The following is a 17,162-nucleotide window of genomic DNA, read 5'->3' as shown; positions in this document are numbered from 1 at the left end:
TAAGTTAGATTTAGACCCGGATTTGATTTTAAATCACCCTAACCTTCCTTCAGTCTTGTCTTATGGTACTCTGGCTGTTTAAAAACTGTCCGGAGTATTGCAATAACACTAAAGCCGGAATCCGCACTCTCGGATTCCAGAGCATTTTCCAGTATTTTTGGCTATTTTTGTCCTCCGATAGCGAGTCCGATTTTGTTAAATCGGCAAAATTAGGTTCCGCAATTTGGCAGGTAAAAAATACACTTATTGCAGCGAAAACTGCCGACATCGCAAACAAAGGAGTATAACCAACCCCAGCTTGCACAAATCCGCCAATAGCCGGGCCAAATGCTAGACCAATAGGACTTACCAAACTCATGTTACCGATTAATTCGCCCCGCTTTCCTGGTGGCGACAAATCTGTTACCAAAGCGCTGTAAGCTGTGGTAAAAGCGGCGATGCTAATACCGTGAAAAGCGCGAAGAAGTAACAGTAAGGGGATAGATTGAGCTAACAGGTAGCCCAAAGGGGCGATCGCAGCGACTGACGCGCCTAGAAGCAAAACTTGTTTTCGACCCCTGCTGTCGGCTATTTTACCTAACTGCGGCCTCGATAGCAAAAGTCCGATCGCAAATGCACCCATCACAAAGCCAATTTGCTGTTTTGTGCCGCCCACAAATTGAACGTACAGCGGCAAAGTTGGCAGTAGCGAAGCCAAACTCGACCAGAATAGCAGCCCTGCGGTGAATAAAATCAGTAAGCTGCGTCTGGGTTGGGGATCGATTTCCCTAAAAATATTCAAGATGCGAATTCCCTTTAAATCTTATGAGTGCACTCAAAGTAAGTTCGAGTGTCTCTATCATTGTGTTACAAATTCTTAAGATTTGCCCCAAAAAAGTTGATATTCGACTCACTGTCAACTGTCAACTGTCAACTGTCAACTGTCAAAAAAGAGCATTCTTACCAATCAACCTCAGCCCTTTCCTCCACCACCCGTTCATAAACCCACTGGGTTTCTATCGCCAACTTCGGCCAACTAAACCGGCGTTCCAAATCTTGATAAGCATTGTCAACCAACCACTGCGCGTAACCCGGATTTTTCAAAACCTCCAAAATTCCCCAGGCCAAAGAATCCCGATTGTTTGCCTCAGTAACAACGCCAGTTTTAGTGTGCAGCACCACCTCTGGAAGTCCGCCCGCATCCGAAACCACCACAGGCACTCTTGCAGCAAAGCTTTCTAATGCTACAATCCCAAAAGGTTCGTAAAGACTGGGAAAAACCGCGCAGTCAGCCACAGTCTGAAATTTGTCGAGATGTTCCTCAAACATGAACCCAGTAAAATAACACTTATTCCAAATTCCTAAATGCCAAGCTAAATGTTTTAGATGGTCTGTATTGCCGCCGCCAACAATTACAATTTTCGCTTTCCCCCCCATTTCCCAAATTACTTTAGGTGCTGCATTTAGAAATACAGAAATACCTTTTTCGTAGCTAATTCTTCCTACATAATAAACTATTTTTTCGTCGTCTGCAGCAAACTGACGACGGAAGTTCATCGCGTCAAATTCGTGCCATCGGGGCTTTTTATCTGGTCTAATTCCGTTGTAAATTACCTCTATTTTGTTCCACGGAGTCGCTAGTACCCGTTCGGCTTCCCGCCGCATATAATCACTGCAAACAATTACCCGCCAAGAATTGTAAGCGAGGTCGTTTTCCTTGGCGTTAATGTAGCGCTGCCCTTCATTGTGGATGCCGTTGAAGCGCCCGTATTCGGTGGCGTGGATGGTGGTAATTAGCGGTACTTTAAAGGTATGCTTGAGGGCGATCGCCGCATCTCCCACTAGCCAATCGTGAGCGTGGATGATATCAAAGGGGCCTTCCTCAAGCATCAGTTTCCCGCCTTGGTAGCCCATGCTTTGGTTAAGGTTCGCCACCCAGTGAAAAAAGTCCCTAGCGTGCCCCACCACCACCCGATGCACACGTATTCCTTCCACCACTTCGTACATCGGCGCGTGGCCGAACTCTACTGTAATTAAGTGAATTTCGTGTCCCAGCTTCACCAATTCTGGATATAGTTCTGATACGTGGCGGGCGATACCGCCTACGATTCTGGGAGGAAACTCCCATGCCAATACCAAAATTTTCATCTTTCTTCCTCCAAATTTTTTATATAACTTAATGTTTAGGATTAACAGATTTATTGTATAATTATCACCCTTAAATTTAAGTTGAGCGCAAGTTGATGCCGAATGCCTGACTTTTGGCAGCAACAAAGACAGAAAATCATGGCTAAACCTGGTTTTTGCAGGAAATTGCTCGATCGCCATTACCTGAAAAAAACAGGTTTCCTCAAGATTTGAGCCACTGAGGGCAGCAATGGCGATCGCGCCTACCCGCTTACTGTTTCTTCAAAATCGGCTCCAATTCGCGCCGAAAACGAGTCCAAGCAGCAACTGATGCAGAATTAGAAACAGCACCCTGACGCATCAAAATCGCGCCGTCTTCAAAGCCAACAATGCCGTACTCTCCCGATTTGGACATTCGATCGATCGCCGGTACGATCTCCCGCAACTGTCCCCGTTCCGCGCGAAACGCAGCCTGATACTGCTGCAACTGCCACAAATCGGCAATTACATATTGCATCTTCACTGCCTTCCCCGCATCATTGCGGAGTTCCAACATCGGAAACCTGAGAATTTCCCGCCTGCTTGACAAAATCGGCACAATAGTATTCGTCGCTGCCACGCTAGCATCAGCAGGAATTTGAGCCAATAGCGGTCGCACTTGCAAAACGTGCTGCCATTGTCTGACGAGAGGAACCTGCACCCAAGGATCGATCGCATCGGGCAAAATCAAAGAAAAAGTCCGATTTGGGTTAGAAGTGAAGGTAAAAAATAGCGACAAACAGATGCAAAACGCCCAAAAGCGGCGAAACTTTGAAGAAGAAGGGAGAGGAAATAAAGCAGAAGGAAAACGCAAAAACATTCTTTCCTCTCTCACCATTCTATCTTCTTCCTTTTGACGCTGGGCCCACCACAGAATCGCCCCATAAAAAAGCCCTGGAACCACAGTCATCGCATAGCGAATATTAATCGCCAGCACCGACTCTCCTTTTGCTAAAAATAGCTTCAGCAGCGGAAATCCAGCTATCATCCAAGACGCAGGTGCGAAAGCTGGCACTAAAGCTAATGGCAACCACTGGCCAAGCAGGTACCTAATCTTACCAAAAAACGGCGTAAATAACTGAGCTACCAACCGTCCGGGATTACTCACCATTCCCCAAATAATTTCTAGAGTAGAAGCTTCATCTCCCTCGGCATATTGACCGAAGCGCTCCATCATAAACCGCTGGGATATATCAGCAGAAAACAAAGGCATAATCAGATTGGTCAGGACGATCATATAACCAAAACTGAGTATGCAGACAGCCAAACCAGTCCGAGGGTAGCGCCGGCTCAAAATCAGGTAAACTCCGACGCCAAATAAAACAACTCCCCCATCTTCTCGCACGGCCAAAATTAAAGTTGCCAGAATCCCAAACAAGGGCCACCAGCGCTTCTCCATCGCCAGCAGCAAGCCAAAGACATACAGCGGAATTTGACAAACATCGTGAAAATTGCCCATAGTCGGGCCGATGACCGCGTTAGCGCAGTAATAGCTCACAACAATTGTCGCCGACAGCCGGGGTTCCAGATAGTGTCTGGCGAGAGCATAGAGCACTCCTCCAGCCGCCGTAATTAAAGTCACCTGCAACACCGTCAAAGTGACGGGAGAGGGAAACAGAGAGTAAATTGGCAGCCACAGCATTAGCGCCGGGGTGAAATGCTGCCCCAACCGGTAGTAAGATACCTCCGGAAGCTGGTTTTGGTGAACCACATTAGTGGACAAAGCCGAAGAGAGGGAACTCTCAAACAAGTGACCCCGAGTGCCGTTCCAAAAAAGTTGATTGAAAATGCCTTGGTCGTAAGTAGCGTAAAAGCTGTAGTAGCGGTGCAGCGTCAGCAACAGGCACAGCACAAAAAAGGCGACCCCCACTTGAACCACCACCCGCAGCGACTCATTTTTCTTCCATCTCAAAAATATCATCTGCCCGCCTGTAATGAAATTATCGGACAATAGCATAAATCTAAAGTAAGTATTAAATTAAAGTAGAAGTGAAATAACTCGGCTCGGCAATGCTCAATTATTTTCACCCGATCGAAAAGCTCAACAGCGTCCATCCAACACTCGGCACCAGCGGCACTGACTGTTCTCCCGAACAGCCGGTAAATCCCGCACCGCTTTTACAGCTTTTGCTGTTCGTAGACAAGCGTCCCTCTTCCAGGGAACAGACCAGACACATCCGCAAGTCCCTAAAGGATTTGAAGGCAGAGTGCGACTTTGAGCTTCAAATCATCGACGTAGGAGAACAGCCCGATTTAGCCGAACACTTTAAACTTGTAGCCACTCCCTCGCTGCTCAAAATTCATCCCGATCCGCGACAAACTCTCGCCGGCAGCAATTTAATCGCCCAACTCGAACACTGGTGGCCCCGCTGGAAGCGTTCTGTAGACGAATACACACCTGGGCAGCAGTCGGCCGCAGCTATTGCGGAAACCCTGACTGACGCAAAACCCATCTATTCCGTTGCTTGCGCGGCCGAACTTGTGCAGCTTTCTGATGAAGTTTTTCGCCTCAAACAGGAAAAAGAACACTTGCAAGAGCAGTTGCAGTTGAAAGACCGGATTATTGCGATGCTAGCTCACGACTTGCGTAATCCGTTGACGGCCGCATCTTTGGCTTTGGAGACTTTGGAGTCAAGTCAGAAGGTGAAAGAGGGGGAAAAGTCACGTTTGACACCGAGTCTGGCGGCTCATTTAATGAAACAAGCCCGCCGCCAAATCCGAATTGTCGATCGTATGATTACAGATATCCTGCAAGCAGCCCGGGGTACAAACGCTCAACTCCACATTGAACCAAAAAGAATCGAACTGGGAGCGATTTGTCAAGATGTAATCTTGCAGTTTCAAGACAAATTTCAGGCGAAAAGTCTGAACATAGAAACAGACATTCCCGCAGATTTACCCTTGGTTTATGCCGATCCCGATCGCATCAAACAAGTCATAGTCAACCTGCTTGACAACGCCAGCAAGTACACCCCAGACCAAGGAACGGTTAATCTGTCCATTCTCCACCGCACCGCTTACAAAGTTCAAGTCAGCATTTGCAACAGCGGGCCGGGAATTCCTGAAGAAGATTGCGCGAGCATTTTTGAAGACAGCTTTCGGTTGCAGCGAGATAAATCAAAAGACGGTTACGGCATTGGGCTGTCTCTGTGTCAAGGCATCATCCGCGCGCACTACGGTCAAATTTGGGTAGACTCCGTACCCGATAGAGGCAGTTGTTTTCACTTTACTCTGCCCGTCCAAAAATAAAAGTTAGCTGTCATTTGTCAGTTGTTCAGTAGCAACCGAATTTTATATTACAGCTCAAATTTTCCGCAGTGCAGCAATAATCTGTGCGTTTGCCTTGGGAAAAGTAAATTGGTCAATTTCGTCGAGTGTCACCCAGCGAATTTCATCGCATTCGATCGTTTGCGGTTCCCCGCTGACGTAGCGGCAGTGGTGGACGTATAGTCTAACTGTAAATTTAGTGTAGTCGTGGTCAATCGTAATCAGGCGATCGCCAACTTCTACGACAATCCCCAACTCCTCCATAATTTCCCGTTTTATGCAAGCTTCGATGGTTTCCCCAGGCTCTATTTTTCCGCCCGGAAACTCCCAGAAACCCCCGTGTAGTCCATGTTGTCGGCGTTTGTCAATCAAAATTTGTTGGCGATCGTTCCAGATTGCAGCAACGCCGATAACTTTGTGGGCAACAGGAGGAAGAGACATATTAATTAGGAATGGGGAATTGGGAATGGGGAATTGGGAATGTAAGAATAATATCAATAATTATTCAATTATTTAATCTAAAATCAACCCTCTAAAATCAACCCTCTAAAATCTAAAATCTAAAATCTAAAATCTAAAATATTAAGCCCCCATCTTGCGAGGGGGGGCTTGACACTTGGATCACTTAAATGTTAAGAATCTACTAATCGTCCGAGCCATGTCTCTCACTGGCTTGTATGGACTTTTCAAAAGTCATTCGCTGTTCGGCATTTTTGAGAAAATAACCGCTAATCATAGCCGAGGCGAGCAATCTACCCAAATGTTCGCGACTGGTAGTCACTGTCACCCCGAAGTGTTCCGAAGGCAAATTCCCCAATAGTCCAACAATATTTCGCTCCATTACTTGAAACACTTCGTGAGAAGTCGGCTTAGACAACTGAGAAACTGTGTCGGGAGCCATTGACTGCACGTATTGCCATAATAAGTTGGCATTTTCTCCGTCTTCTTCAAAGAATTCTGGGGATTTATTAGATGAGTTGCTCACGAGTACCTCCGTTTCAGACACAGCTTGTTATGTTAGACGCGGGCGGTTAAATTAAATAACCCTTATCTGATCGCTGCTGATCTTTATTACTAAGTAATTACTAATGTAGCAGGACAATCATAGCAACCAAGTGGGCACAACCGAATTAAAAGCGGCGGTTTTTACGATTTTAGATTGGGGATTGCAAGGGGGAGACCCCGATCGCCAATCCCCAATCTACCTAGCTGGCTAGATAATCGTTGATATCTTGCTTGCGCTTGCGGAGTTTGGTCAAAGCTTCCCGTTCTATTTGCCGCACTCGTTCCCGACTGATGTTGAGACGATCGCCTATTTTTGCCAAAGTTAGGGTTTGCCCGTCTTCTAAACCGAACCGCAAGGCGAGCACTTCTCGCTGTTGCTGAGTCAGTTCCGCCATTAGCTGGTCTAAGTCAGTCCGCAGGGAAGATTGCAGGGCAAAATCTTCCGGGGTAGTACCCGTATCTTCCAACAAATCGCCCAACTCTGTATCTTGATTGTCTCCCACGCGCAAGTCCAGGGAAAGTGGCAGGCGCGCGCGATCGAGATATTCGCGAATCTGTTTGGGAGTCAATTCTAACTCGGATGCCAATTCAGCAGCCGTGGCCGCGCGACCAAGCTGTTGAGCAAGTTGGCGCTGAGCCTTTTTAATTTTGTTGAGCTTTTCGGTAATGTGGATCGGTAAGCGGATGGTGCGGCCTTTTTCGGCGATCGCCCGAGTAATTGCCTGACGAATCCACCAATAAGCATAAGTAGAAAATCTGTAGCCCTTAGTCGGGTCAAATTTTTCTACTCCCCGCTGCATCCCGATCGTGCCTTCCTGAATAAGATCCAGTAAATCTACGTTGCGCTTGATATATTTCTTGGCAACAGACACTACCAGGCGGAGATTGGCTTCCACCATTTGGCGCTTTGCCCTTTCCCCGTTTTCGATCGTCCGCTGCAACTGTGCCTCAGACAGCCCAACTGCCTGTGCCCATTCAGCCGCCGTCGGGTCGCGGCCTAACTCTTCGGCTAAAATATTTTTCTCCTGATGCAGTGCGGTTGAGCGCTGTACCTGTTTCCCGTAGAGTATTTCTTGCTCATGGGTCAACAAGGGAACGCGGCCGATTTCCCGCAAGTAAGCGCGAACAGAATCTGTATCTGAGGACTTAAGAGTTTTCATGAGCTTTTCCCGCTGAGGATCTGTGCCTCTAAAGGTTTGCGGTAATCGCAAACCCCTAGCTTTAGCTGGGAAGGAAAGCGGGCGGGGACTTGCGCTTTCCTTCCATTTAAAGAGGCTTAATTTTATGGTAGCTAGCTACTACTCCCAGTCAGAACCGTCTCAGGTTAGGTTTTGGTTGGGGCGTGCACAATACTACGTTATGTTAAGAATCTTAACATTTGTGAGAGCACTTGGCTACACTTCTTCATAAAAAATACTCGGTAAGTGGGAAACTCAGTGGCTTCAGCCCTGAGAGGAAAACGACACGGCGATTTCAATCGCCTTGAATCCCCTTGCGGGGTTAGAGGGGTATGGTTGCCCCTCTATGGAGATATGGTTGTCTCCGAGTCCCTTTCGGGTAATGTTAGCTTGTCGGTCAAGGTTATAAGAGCTTTTTAGACCTGCAACACTGTCGAGCGTGACTTTAAGACTGTTTAATTGCAGATGACAGAGCGGAAAACTAGCTTCGCATTCGCCGGTGTCGTGACTCAAATAACGTAGTCAGTTAAGACTTAGGCCCGTCAGAATAGCTTGTAATTTCTTACAAGCTCAGTGGCTTTAGCCCGCTCGTTCCTGACATTTATTTCATGCCAGCCTGGACTGTTGATACGAGAGTATCCGCTTTCCTGGCTTTACAGTTTGCATCAATATAAACAAAAGCCGCCACATCTCAGAGGGGGAGATTGGTAGAGGGGCAGAGCTGTTTCATTATCTTGTAGGAGCAGCCCCCCGTGGCTGCCCTGAATATGAAGTTACAGATATTGATGAACCCGCCCCAACAGATAATGACTAATGGCTAATAACTAATGACCGAAAGCATCCAGGATACCCGCCACGTGATTCATCCGTCCAGAAATAAAAAACCTGTATCCGATAAACTGGCCCCCGAATTTATCCGTGGGCTCAATGCTTCAATCTAAAATCTAAAATCTAAAATCTCAAATCGATTGACTTCTTTGCCGTTGAGCTTCGTACAAGATCAGGGCTCCGGCGATCGACACATTTAAAGATTCTACGCCACGGCTCAGGGGGATTTGGATTTGTCGATCGGCCAAACTCCTCAATTCTTCCGACAAACCAGAGCCTTCGTTGCCCAAAACTATCAGTGTCGGCACTCGCAAATCTACTTCCCAATAACTTAAACTGGCCCCGGCGACAGTTGCTAAAATTTGCATTCCTCGATTTTTATACCCGGAGACTTCGGCGGTTAAATCTGGCCTGACTGCCATTGGCAGCTTAAACCAAGCTCCTGCCGAGGCGCGCAGCACTTTGGGATGGTCTAAATCGGCGCTGTCTGCGCTCAGCAGCAAACCGTCGGCATTAGCAGCCGCAGCCGTGCGGACGATCGCCCCCAAGTTACCGGGATCTTGGATTGTTTCTAGGGCTATTCCTAAAGTTGAGAATTTTGCGGGCTCTGTTGTGGTGCGGGGTGCGGTGGCGACAATGCCGTCGGGTTGGACTGTAGTGGCGATCGACTCTAACACTTTTGCACTTACTAATTCTGTGCGATCGGCTAAATTACCCACTTGCTGCCAAAGTTCCCCGTGCTGATCCAGCCATTCGGGAGTGCAGCAAACAGTTGCTAGCGGGTATTTTGCCGCGCAAGCTTCTTCGAGCAAGTGCGTCCCTTCGAGTAAAAATAATTGTTGTTCCCTGCGTCCCTTCGAGCTGTGCAGCTTGCGGATTTCTTTAACTAGGGGGTTTTGAATACTTGTCAGCATTGTTTAATTCAGCAGAGCGAATGGGGTTATTGCCTGTATCGGGTTAACCCCAAACTTCCTTCTGCCTTGGGAATGCGGAACCCGGGACTTGAACCCGGAAGGCTTGCACCACATGAACCTGAATCATGCGCGTCTACCAATTCCGCCAGTTCCGCATCGGTCACGAATTACTACTCTGCCATATGTTCGCCAGTTTGTCAAGTGTTTTGAGGAATTTATTTTTTTTGTGGGCTGCGAGTAATATTTGGCACAAATTACTGTTCGGGTTGAGAAATCCTTGAGTTTCGAGGATTTACTGTTAGCAAAACATCGCAAAACGCTGTGTAGTTGAGTATGGTGCGTCAGATCGCGTCCGGTTATTAATAATCCACAAGCTTTGATCTGACGCACCGTACAAGATTTGCTGAAACAAGGGGAATCTAATCAGCCAAATCGGGGAAAACCTCGCGCACGGCCGGATGCACCAATCGGTGATTCTGCACGTTCAATCCCTTCGCCAAACTCGGATTCATTTCCAAAGCTTTAATCCCGCTATTTGCCAACTGCAAAACATAAGGCAAAGTGCTGTTATTCAAAGCTTGAGTCGCAGTCCAAGGCACGGCACCGGGCATATTCGGCACGCCGTAATGCACAACTCCTTCCTCAACATAAGTAGGATTTGTGTGAGAAGTTACCCGCAAAGTTTCCACGCAGCCGCCCTGGTCAACGGCTACGTCAACAATCACAGAACCGGGGTGCATCTTCGCAACAAATTCGCGAGAAACCAGAATTGGAGCTTTTTTACCCAATACCAAAACCGCACCGATTAACAAATCAGCATCGGGAACAACTGCTTCAATTTGCAAAGGACTGCTGTAGAGGTATTCTACTCTGGAACCGAACAGAGTTTCCAAGTAGGCTAGGCGATCGACATTTACGTCTAAAATCTGCACTCTCGCGCCCATTCCTACAGCAATTCTGGCTGCTTCTGTGCCGACGATGCCGCCGCCCAAAATCACAACTTTACCCGGTCTTACCCCCGGTACGCCACCCAAAAGTATGCCCCTGCCGCCTTGCTGTCGTTCCAGAAATCGAGCACCGAACTGCACGGCCAAACGCCCTGCAATAATACTCATCGGCGTCAGCAGCGGCAATTTTCTGTCCGGGAGTTCGACGGTTTCGTAGGCGATGGCCTGGACTCCGCTGCTAATTAAATGCTGGGTTAATGTGCGATCGGCTGCCAAGTGCAAATATGTAAACAGCAACTGCTCTTTTTGCATCAGCGGATACTCAGCAGGCAGCGGTTCTTTAACTTTAACAATTAGTTCGCGCTTCCAGACATCGGAAGCCTTTAAGACAATCTTAGCCCCTGCTTGAACGTAGTCCTCGTCTGCGAAACCGGCCCCAGCACCAGCTTTTGTTTCCACAAAAACTGTGTGGCCTTTGTCCGAACAAGCCCGGACACTTGTGGGGCTAAGCCCGACTCGAAACTCTAAATCCTTGATTTCCTTGGGGACGCCTATTTCCATCTATAACCTCTAATCTCAGGCATACATAGATCGAATCTAACTTAAAAACCATTCCCAGCGGGCCAATACTCTTGTAGATTTTAGATTTGGCAATCCGGCTGGGGTAGGATAATTTGTGTTGGATTTTCCGCCAGATCGATCGCAATTTCCTCAATTTAGACTTGAATTACATAATTTTTTGATTGATAGATCGACCGCAGATGTAGGGCTGATTAACACAGAGTAACGCAGATAATTTCAAGAAGAGTCAATATATTTGATCTGTCACTTATAATTTAACAGGCATAACTCGCCCCCCTATCTAAACAAATGCCACGCACACCTACCTTAACATTCGATCGCGGAACTCTCTTGCTGCACCCGCCGCCCAAAGGCAGAGACTGGGTGGACTTTGCCACTTGGGACGATCGCGTGGAAAAATACCGCATTCGAGCCATTCACTACCGCCCGCTGGTAGAATGCCTCCAAGCCGACTGCATTAACTTCACGGACGAAGCTAGGGCATACGAACTACTCGAACTCGTACCCAGCGTGCAAATGCAGCCTTACCCACATCAAGAACAGGCCCTCGTAGCTTGGCAGGAAGCAGGAAGCCAAGGAGTAGTAGTCCTCCCCACCGCTTCGGGTAAAACTTATCTGGCACAATTAGCCATGCAAGTCACTGGTCGCAGTACATTAATTGTAGTACCAACTCTCGATTTAATGCACCAGTGGTATGCTAATTTAAAGGCAGCTTTTCCCGACATCGAAATCGGATTGTTGGGCGGAGGTTCGCGGGACAAAACGCCAATTTTAGTGGCAACCTACGACAGTGCAAGTATTCATGCAGAAACCTTGGGCAATAAATACGGCTTACTGGTTTTTGACGAATGCCACCATTTGCCAACAGACTTTTATCGAGTAATTTCCGAATATGCGATCGCGCCTTTTCGACTCGGACTGACAGCCACACCCGATCGCACAGATGGCCGCCACAGCGATTTGCATTTCCTGATCGGCCCGACAGTATTTAGCAAAAGACCCGAAGATTTGGCAGGCGATGCTTTAGCCGATCATAAAATAGTTCAAATCATGGTAAAACTGTCAAAAGAAGAGGGATCTCGCTACGCTGAATTAATCAACATTCGCAACGACTTCTTAAAACAGTCTAACATCAAAATATCCAGCCTCGAAGGTTGGAAACAGTTTATCATGGCAAGCGCGCGATCGCCCCTAGGACGGCGCGCCATGCTAGCCCACCGCCAAGCCAAAGAAATCGCCCTTTGTACCGAAGGAAAACTGCGAATTTTAGCCAACATACTAGCAGAACACTCTCCCCAGCGCACCCTAATTTTCACCGGAGACAACGCCACAGTTTACCGAATTTCCCAAGAATTTCTCATCCCCACAATTACCCACCAAACCCCAGTCAAAGAACGCCACGAAATCCTCGATCGCTTTCGCAGCGGCGAATACAAAACCCTCGTCGCCTCCCACGTCCTCAACGAAGGAGTGGACGTTCCCGACGCCAGAATTGCTATCATATTGTCAGGTACCGGCAGCGAACGCGAATACATCCAGCGATTGGGTCGAGTTCTCCGCAAAAGCAGCGATGTAAATAAGTTAGCAATTCTCTACGAAGTCGTCACCGAAGACACCAGCGAAGAAAGAACTTCTCAACGCCGCCGAGGAGGAATGCAGCCTCACAAACCGAAACCACAAACACAAATAGAACCGCCAAAGCCAGAATATCAGAAATTAGAAACTGTCAAACCGACACCCATTTACGGAGTCAATCGGGAGGCGACTAAAAAAGCAGCAGAATCACCCGCAAAATGGGGAGAAGACAATGATGATTCTAAGGATGATTGAAGATTACCCAATTAGTGTATAATCTCACTATTAACTAATTCACATTCCCTAAAAATGAGCGAAACTGCACAACTAACTAACTTTAAAATTTTCCCCAAACATACAGGAGTTTGGGAGGGAGACTGGACAATACTCGATGCCGACTGCAAAGAAACCAGGCGTTTTACAGCAGTTGTTACCCAAAAAATAGTTGACAACGAGTGGAGGCAAACTAACCTTCAAACTTATGCCAATGGCCAGAGTGAAACCCAAAACTTTGTGGGTTATGTTGTCGGCGAAGGGCAAGTGCAAATTGAAGGTCTGGACTCAGTTTTTTCCAACTACAATACACTAGCGACAGAAGTTGGAGATGATTTGATAATTTTTCAAGTATGGGACAAAGCAACTGGCTTTATGAGGGCTGTTGAAACAATCCATCTTGTCAGTTCCGATCGCCGAATTCGGACTACCCAAAGCTTGACAGAAGAGGGAAAACTCAGGGGAGTCATGGTGATTGTTGAACAAAAAATTGAGTAAAACTTTTCACTGCTTATGTTACCCACTGATTTATTAAGTCACCGCCAAAACGGAGAATCAATTATTCCTCTCCGCCTCAAGATAGATGCTAAAAATTTAGAAGCAGCTACGGAAATGATCGACTGCTTCCAAGAGTCGATCGGCAAAACCCAAGGCGAACTCGACGGACGCTTGCTAGAATTAGAAGGCGACAGCCCGGATTATCGGCTGAAACGGGGATTAGCGCACCTGCTGAAAGGCGGTTTCTGCACCTTGGAAGTCATCAGTCCCCTAGAACCCTCAGAGTTGAGACAGCGGGTTTTTGCCTTGTCTGCGCGATCGACTCCCAGCCCTCAATCCACCCAATTAACCCTGGAAAAAGTAGCAAGTGAGCTCAGCCAAGAGTTAAACAGAGAAGTTTTGCCTCACGAAATCACTACAGGTTTATACGCCGATTTAAACGAAAACAAAATCCTCACTGAGTTTAATGCACCAACTCCCGAAAACTTGCTTCACAAATACAATCTTTCTCAAGTTCAAGGCATATTTTACCGAGCAAGTCAAGTCAAATTAACCGCCCACCGCAACGATCCAGGAGAATACAAACTCTTATTTCGCTATTTGAAACTATTTCAATTAATGACTTACATCGAAGGCGATGCAGACCACGGTTTTACACTCACAATAGATGGCCCTACAAGCTTATTCAAACCCAGCACCCGCTACGGCTTAGCCCTCGCGAAAATGCTGCCCGCACTGCTGCACGTCACCAAATGGAGTATGCACTCGACACTGCACACAAAAGACCCTTTTAGCGGCGTTTTGAAAACAGGTAAATTCACCCTAAATTCCGACTGCGGTTTAGTCAGCCACTATCCCCCTGGCAAGCCTTATGATAGTATGTTAGAAGCCGCATTTGCTGAAAGATGGAATTCCACAAAAACCGAGTGGCAACTAGAGCGAGAAGTTGATTTAATTCCAATTCCAGGTAGTGTGATGATTCCCGACTTTCGGTTAGTGCATCCCGACGGGCGAGTATTTTTATTAGAAATAGTTGGCTATTGGCGGCCGGAGTATTTGCAAAAGAAATTTGCACAAGTACAGAAGTCTGAATGCGATAACTTGATTTTAGCTATTTCCGAACGGCTGAATTTAGAAAAAGCCGGAGTGAATGTAAATGAAGTGCCAGCAAAAGTAGTCTGGTTTAAAGATAAATTGCTGCCCAAATCAGTCCTAGAAGTCCTCGAAGAGTAACCAATCCGCCCATCAGTTGCAAACTTCTTTCGTAATTGCTCAACCCCCTTGACAAGAGAACGAGATAGACATTAGATAAAGGAATGAAAAAACTCCCTGACCTAAAACAACTATCGGACGAGGCAAAAGACGCCTTGATAGTAGATCTATGGCAGGAAATCGAAAAACTACGCTCCGCATTAGCCACTTACTCTTCAAAGTCAGACTCATCCCCCGCTAAAACCAGCAAAAATTCCAGCACTCCACCATCGAAAGGATTCAAGCCCAACATCAAGCCATCAAAAATAGAAGGGGTCAAAAGACAAAAAAGCGTAGGCAGAGCAGGAGGGGGAAGACACCTACATCTCGAACCCGACCAAATCATTATCGCAAGAGTGAAAAATTGTCCCGAGTGTGGAGAAACAGTCACTGCCAGAGCCCAAAAATTGCAATCCGTCTATGACAAAATAGAACTACCACCAATTCGCCCGATCGTAACGCGCATAGAACGTTATAGCGGTCGCTGCGCCTGTTGTCAAACCGAGTATCTTGCCCCCGTACCCGCAGGAATGGAACCGGGTTCACCATTTGGCAGTTCAATTCAAAGCCTGGTTACGTATCTGCGCTACACTCATGCGATCGGCTACGAACGGCTGTCGGGAATCTTGTCATCGGTTTTTGGACTCAAGATATCCGAAGGAGCGATCGCCAACCTCTTAAGTACCGTCAAAACCAGTTTAGACGATCGAGTAAATCAAATACTACAACGATTGCGACAAGCAAAATTAATCTGCTCGGATGAAACCAGTGCCAGAGTGAACGGACAAAACCAATGGGAGTGGGTATTTCAGAACCAGGATATTTGCTTGCACGTCATCCGCCCGAGTCGAGGAACTGGGGTAATTAACGAAATTCTGGGAGAGCATCGCCCACAGGTGTGGGTGTCAGACTTATTTAGCGCTCAAAAAAATCACCCAGCAGAACAATGGCAAGTGTGTGAGTGCCCATCAACTGCGGGATTGCCAATATGCCATTGATGCAGGAGACAGGATTTTTGCCCCAGCGATGAAGAGGTTATTATTAAGGGCTTTTGTCATCCATCGACGACGCGACAGGATGGACGAGGCTAAGCTGGAGCGATGTCGCAGCAATTTACGAGAAAGATTAACCACTGTAGTTTAGACTAACCAAAGATGAGAACGGTGGCAAAAGAAGAACTAGAGCCACCGCGCCAGGAGAGAATGAGGGTGAAAAAGAAAACCTATCCACTCCTTAAATGAACACTGAACGATTAAAGGACTTTCCTGGGAGCAGCATACGATTTATTACTGAAAGCCTTGGCAATGCAACATTCGAGCTGATGGATGCAGTGATGACCACTCCGAATGCGTCGTGTTTAGCAGAATTTTCGCTCAATCCATTATTCAAGCGTCAATGCAAGAGCGTCTATGAAGCCTTACAAGACTGTAGACCAGACCGAAAAAAACTGATGGAGTTGTATGGAGAGCAATTACAGAAAGAAGCACCCCCAACAGAACACATATTAGTAGCAATCGACCACACTGCATGGGCTCGACGAGATGCCAAAACGTTAAAAGATAGAACCCATGAATATCAAAGGGGTGTAATTGTTGGACAGGGGTACAGTACCATTGCCTGGATACCTGAAGCTCTGCGTAAGTTGGGCATTACCCCTACTTCATGAAAGAATTAGTAGCGGGTCTTCACCCATACTTCAAGCAGCTTCCCAACTCAAACTGGTTTGTGAACAGAGTGTCAACCCGGTTTTAGCAGTTTTAGATCGAGAATATGGGAATGCAAGTTGGTTACTGGCGCTAACGCAAGCGGACATTCTTGCTGATTGTTTAATGAGAGTCCGAAAGAATGCCTGCTTGTGGTCAGCACCACCAGCTTATAGTGGTCGCGGCAGACCACCCAAACACGGGCAAAAAATGAGACTCAACGACCCAAACACATGGCTTCAAGCGGATACTGCAATTGAAATTGATGAACATCCAGATTTGGGACAAGTCCGAGTTAGACAATGGATTGACTTACATTTTTATCGTGCACCGGGACAAAAAGTCAATTTAATCCTGGTAGAAAGAATGAAGCCCATGTCAAATGGTCAGCCATTTCCACCCTTATGGTTAGCTTGGGTGGGAGAACGAACTCTCCCTAAGCGAAACAGTCCAGGGCGAACGCATCTAAATTTAATGTTAACAGAATCTGGTATATTGGAGAAGAATTATTGACTAACTACAAAACATTTAATTAGGGTTTACCTGTATGAAACTTAAACCTAAAATCACCATCTCCGACCATTTTGCCGACTTAGAAGATCCCCGAATTGAGCGGACGAAACATCATCAATTAATTGACATTATCACCATCTCAATTTGTGCCGTGATTTGCGGTGCTGATACATGGGTGGATATTGAAAGTTACGGGCGAGCTAAATACGAATGGTTAAAGAAAATTTTAGAATTGCCGAATGGCATACCTTCACATGATACGATTGCGCGAGTATTTTCTCGGCTAAAACCGGAGCAATTTCAGAAATGTTTTTTGAGTTGGATTCAATCTATTAGTTGCTTCAATCCCGGAGAAGTAATCGCAATTGATGGCAAAACTCTTCGCCATTCTTACTCACGGGGAGGAGCAGAAGTGTTGAACGCTTATTGATAGAATTCTGAAAATAGACATACGAATCCTATAAAATGCTGATTTCAGCAATT

At 46.8% G+C, this 17,162-nt stretch carries 15 protein-coding genes, 1 tRNA gene and 1 pseudogene; 8 read left to right on the top strand and 9 right to left on the bottom strand.

Translation table 11 applies throughout. The features are described from left to right. Nucleotides 1-49: 49 nt before the first annotated feature. From QUB20_RS25640 to QUB20_RS25630, 3 genes are all read right to left on the bottom strand, one after another. Entirely contained in the window at nucleotides 50-781 is a 732-nt protein-coding gene (locus tag QUB20_RS25640; RefSeq protein ID WP_333250472.1) for an MFS transporter, read from the bottom strand. A gap of 158 nt (nucleotides 782-939) precedes the next feature. Next, entirely contained in the window at nucleotides 940-2,127 is a 1,188-nt protein-coding gene (locus tag QUB20_RS25635; RefSeq protein WP_333240226.1) for a glycosyltransferase family 4 protein, read from the bottom strand. Nucleotides 2,128-2,377: 250 nt separating this feature from the next. Next, on the bottom strand, nucleotides 2,378-4,102 hold the full coding sequence (locus QUB20_RS25630; RefSeq protein ID WP_333250470.1) for a DUF2079 domain-containing protein: 1,725 nt from the start codon (nucleotides 4,100-4,102) through the stop codon (nucleotides 2,378-2,380). A 53-nt stretch (nucleotides 4,103-4,155) separates the two neighbouring features. Between QUB20_RS25630 and QUB20_RS25625 the strand changes: the two genes are divergently transcribed. Next, the gene (locus tag QUB20_RS25625) at nucleotides 4,156-5,394 is read left to right on the top strand and encodes a histidine kinase (RefSeq protein ID WP_333057358.1); all 1,239 of its coding nucleotides are present in this window, start codon (nucleotides 4,156-4,158) and stop codon (nucleotides 5,392-5,394) included. Between the two features lie 54 nt (nucleotides 5,395-5,448). Here QUB20_RS25625 and mutT read toward each other — a convergent pair whose 3' ends face one another. From mutT to ald, 6 genes are all read right to left on the bottom strand, one after another. Beyond that, nucleotides 5,449-5,853: an 8-oxo-dGTP diphosphatase MutT gene (mutT, locus tag QUB20_RS25620; protein WP_333057357.1), complete on the bottom strand. Its 405-nt coding sequence runs from the start codon at nucleotides 5,851-5,853 to the stop codon at nucleotides 5,449-5,451. Nucleotides 5,854-6,055: 202 nt separating this feature from the next. Next, nucleotides 6,056-6,397: a DUF760 domain-containing protein gene (locus QUB20_RS25615; protein WP_172187001.1), complete on the bottom strand. Its 342-nt coding sequence runs from the start codon at nucleotides 6,395-6,397 to the stop codon at nucleotides 6,056-6,058. A gap of 220 nt (nucleotides 6,398-6,617) precedes the next feature. Next, nucleotides 6,618-7,577 (bottom strand): RNA polymerase sigma factor, RpoD/SigA family, encoded by a 960-nt coding sequence (locus tag QUB20_RS25610; RefSeq protein WP_333214865.1) that lies wholly within the window; start codon nucleotides 7,575-7,577, stop codon nucleotides 6,618-6,620. A gap of 977 nt (nucleotides 7,578-8,554) precedes the next feature. Continuing rightward, nucleotides 8,555-9,337, bottom strand: coding sequence for an RNA methyltransferase (locus tag QUB20_RS25605; protein ID WP_333250468.1), 783 nt, complete (start codon nucleotides 9,335-9,337; stop codon nucleotides 8,555-8,557). Between the two features lie 73 nt (nucleotides 9,338-9,410). Next, nucleotides 9,411-9,492: transfer RNA gene (locus QUB20_RS25600), tRNA-Leu, on the bottom strand. 264 nt (nucleotides 9,493-9,756) lie between these two features. After that, nucleotides 9,757-10,845: an alanine dehydrogenase gene (gene ald / locus QUB20_RS25595; protein ID WP_333250466.1), complete on the bottom strand. Its 1,089-nt coding sequence runs from the start codon at nucleotides 10,843-10,845 to the stop codon at nucleotides 9,757-9,759. 309 nt (nucleotides 10,846-11,154) lie between these two features. Here ald and QUB20_RS25590 point away from each other — a divergent pair, with 309 nt between their 5' ends. The 7 genes and pseudogenes from QUB20_RS25590 to QUB20_RS25565 form a co-directional block, all read left to right on the top strand. Then, nucleotides 11,155-12,696 (top strand): DEAD/DEAH box helicase family protein, encoded by a 1,542-nt coding sequence (locus QUB20_RS25590; protein ID WP_333250464.1) that lies wholly within the window; start codon nucleotides 11,155-11,157, stop codon nucleotides 12,694-12,696. A 54-nt stretch (nucleotides 12,697-12,750) separates the two neighbouring features. Further along, a complete protein-coding gene (locus QUB20_RS25585; protein ID WP_333240254.1) occupies nucleotides 12,751-13,212 on the top strand; it encodes a DUF3598 family protein in 462 nt (153 codons plus the stop codon). 15 nt (nucleotides 13,213-13,227) lie between these two features. Beyond that, a complete protein-coding gene (locus QUB20_RS25580) occupies nucleotides 13,228-14,445 on the top strand; it encodes a DUF790 family protein (RefSeq protein ID WP_333250462.1) in 1,218 nt (405 codons plus the stop codon). Between the two features lie 374 nt (nucleotides 14,446-14,819). Beyond that, on the top strand, nucleotides 14,820-15,461 hold the full coding sequence (locus tag QUB20_RS25575) for an IS66 family transposase (RefSeq protein ID WP_333240258.1): 642 nt from the start codon (nucleotides 14,820-14,822) through the stop codon (nucleotides 15,459-15,461). A gap of 335 nt (nucleotides 15,462-15,796) precedes the next feature. Then, complete coding sequence (locus QUB20_RS25570) at nucleotides 15,797-16,129, top strand: hypothetical protein (protein ID WP_333250460.1); 333 nt, start codon at nucleotides 15,797-15,799, stop codon at nucleotides 16,127-16,129. Continuing rightward, the gene (locus QUB20_RS28785) at nucleotides 16,053-16,679 is read left to right on the top strand and encodes a transposase (RefSeq protein ID WP_445299430.1); all 627 of its coding nucleotides are present in this window, start codon (nucleotides 16,053-16,055) and stop codon (nucleotides 16,677-16,679) included. Before QUB20_RS25570 ends, QUB20_RS28785 begins: the two co-directional genes overlap by 77 nt. A gap of 34 nt (nucleotides 16,680-16,713) precedes the next feature. Continuing rightward, nucleotides 16,714-17,079, top strand: a pseudogene (locus QUB20_RS25565) (ISAs1 family transposase); the annotation flags it as partial. Nucleotides 17,080-17,162: the final 83 nt, after the last annotated feature.

Origin of the sequence: Microcoleus sp. B4-C2, from assembly GCF_036705265.1 — a bacterium.
In the GTDB taxonomy this organism is placed as follows: domain Bacteria; phylum Cyanobacteriota; class Cyanobacteriia; order Cyanobacteriales; family Microcoleaceae; genus Microcoleus.
This window is presented reverse-complemented; position numbering and strand designations above follow the sequence as displayed.